We start from the raw sequence: 2,335 nt of genomic DNA on the forward strand, positions 1-2,335 counted from the left end.
TGTATAAGAGACAGCCTCCGCCCCGCCCGGCCACCGCGTCCGAGTGTGTGTAGGCGGTTGGGTGATAGCGAGTTGGCGAGCCGGGTCCCTCACCTGCCCCGTCCGCCCCCGTGATCTTGTGGGTACAGCCGATTGGGGGGCTGGTGGTGTCACAGTCCCTCCACCCGCCCCACCCAGCCTGCGCGGCTCTGGAGGCGTGGGTCGTTGGGTGATGGGGGTTTGTGGCCGGGTCCGCCCCACCGCGCATGCTGTGCTGGCCCATCGGCAGCCCGGGGCGTCCTGGCGGCCCAACTGCGTTTACCTGCTGAGACCGGCCAGATGCCCACGCATCACTGTCCAGCTCGTGCCTATCGTGGCTGGACGCGCTCCTGGGATGATGAGCGCGTTCGTGTTGGCACGGCTGCGGGATGGATCCGAGGTCGTCTCGGCGGACTCGGTCCTGTTCGGCCAGGTGACCGCTGGCCATGGAGCCGTCGCATGCGTTGAGCAGACAAGATGGCGGCATCAGAGCAGACGCGCGGCCGAAAAGCGTCACGCGCCAGGCGATAGAGGATGCGATCAGGACATGGATCAGGTGAACCTCGACGAAGCCGAGTGGCGTAAGTCCACGGCCAGCGGCGACGACGGGCAGTGCGTGGAAGTCGCCACCAATCTGCCCGGCATTGTCGCCGTCCGAGACAGCAAGGACCCCCAAGGACCCACGCTGATCTTCACACGCGGTGAGTGGAAGGCTTTCCTGGAGGGCGCTGATCGGGGCGAGTTCGACGTATGACGATGTCGGCCGCCCGGACGGCCGTGCTTGAGACGGCTGGCTGAAGGTGACGGGATCCGGTTGATCACGGCGATCGGACGGGATTTTGTCGTTCGGAAGGTCTCGACTCGGGTTCGTCCTGGTTCGGGGGCTGCGAAGCAGGCGTCTGGACGGCTCGGTGATCTCAGGCGTGGGTGGAGGTTGGAGCTCGGGGCTGCTGGCACGCTGACGCTTGCCTGGAACGGCATGTAGTCGCTGTGTGGGATTTCGAGGGCGTCCGCGGGTGCGTTGAGCTCGTCTACGGGTGCGCGGAGTTCGCCTGGGCTGGTGGATGTTGTGCCCCCGGCCTCCCATGACCGAGAGATCCTCGTTGCAGCCATCGCAGAGCCAGCGGAGTGCCCGCGCGCCCTCGGTCGCTACTCGATGGACGAACCTCGAAACCTCCATCGGGCCGTGCTGCGGGGCGGTCGCGGGCTTGCCGCCGGGAAGGCAATATGTCTCGTCCCGCCAAGAGATCACTCTGCTCCGAGATGCAAGATCAGACCGTTGGCCCAAGCGGGCGAGGCGTCGCGGTGAGCAGCTCGACTCGGCGGATTGACCTTCCCCTAGGGAGAGGGATGACGGTGGGCGGACCAGAGGGTGATGGGGGTTGGCGATGAACCAGTTCGTGTTGATCGGTGCGTTCTCGGCCATGACCCGGCTGTCGGCCAAGGCGTTACGTCTCTACGACGAGCTGGATCTGTTGCGGCCCGCGAAGGTCGACGAATTCAACGGCTATCGCTACTACGCACTCAGCCAGGCAGGCAGGGCGGAATCGATCCGCAGGCTGCGGGCGCTCGACATGCCGATCGAGGAGATCAAGCAGGTGCTGGCGGCCTCCCCGGAGGACGTCGCCGGCCTGCTGGCCGCGCATCGGCAGCGCCTGCAGGCGGAGCGCGATCGCCACGATCACATGCTGGCCGCCATCACCCGATTGATCAACGGCGAGGAGCGCCTCATGCACTACGAGATCAATCTCGAAACCCTGCCCGCACAGACCGTGGCCGCCGTACGCCGCCACACCGACCTGGCCGGAATCGGCGCGACGGTCGCCGAAAGCTTCGGCACCCTCGTCGGGTTCCTCACGCAAGCCGGTCGGCATCCGGCCGGCGCCCCCTTCCTGGTGTTCCCGGACGTCATCGACGCCGACAACGACGGTCACATCGAGGTCTGCATCCCGATCGAGTCACCCGTAGCCGCACCCTCGCCCGCAGCCGCGACATCGCCCGTGCAGGTCAGTCGGTTGGACGCGGTCACCGCCGCGGTCACCACGCACCAGGGCCGCCACGACGAGATCGCCTCCGCGTACCACGCTCTGACCACCTGGATCACCGAGCACGGCCATGAGATCGCCGGCCCGCCCCGGGAGACCTACCTCAACGACCCGGCCGTGACCGCCGAGGCCGACCTGCTCACCCAGGTGGCCTGGCCGATCCGCTGACCCAGGCGGTTGGCGGGGAAGCGATCTTTCGAACGCCCGTTGGCTGGTTTCACTCCAACTGGTTCACGCCTACTCGGACGCGGTGGCTGGGCGGGGTGGTGGGG

General features: G+C 67.2%; 2 protein-coding genes and 1 pseudogene. All 3 read left to right on the forward strand.

All coding sequences use genetic code 11. The features are described 5' to 3' along the window. Nucleotides 1–211 precede the first annotated feature (211 nt). Nucleotides 212–481: pseudogene (locus HII36_RS59440) on the forward strand (Scr1 family TA system antitoxin-like transcriptional regulator); the annotation flags it as partial. Nucleotides 482–565: 84 nt separating this feature from the next. Continuing rightward, nucleotides 566–772: a DUF397 domain-containing protein gene (locus tag HII36_RS54705; protein ID WP_217371140.1), complete on the forward strand. Its 207-nt coding sequence runs from the start codon at nt 566–568 to the stop codon at nt 770–772. 634 nt (nt 773–1,406) lie between these two features. Next, nucleotides 1,407–2,231 (forward strand): MerR family transcriptional regulator, encoded by an 825-nt coding sequence (locus HII36_RS54710; protein WP_173531302.1) that lies wholly within the window; start codon nt 1,407–1,409, stop codon nt 2,229–2,231. Nucleotides 2,232–2,335 lie beyond the last annotated feature (104 nt).

This window comes from Nonomuraea antri, from assembly GCF_013283785.1.
In the GTDB taxonomy this organism is placed as follows: Bacteria; Actinomycetota; Actinomycetes; order Streptosporangiales; family Streptosporangiaceae; genus Nonomuraea; species Nonomuraea antri.

Bases quoted from the DNA above. Each gene is read 5' to 3' on its own strand.
- HII36_RS54705 (WP_217371140.1), top strand. From the start codon at position 566: ATGGATCAGGTGAACCTCGACGAAGCCGAGTGGCGTAAGTCCACGGCC.
- HII36_RS54710 (WP_173531302.1), top strand. From the start codon at position 1,407: ATGAACCAGTTCGTGTTGATCGGTGCGTTCTCGGCCATGACCCGGCTG.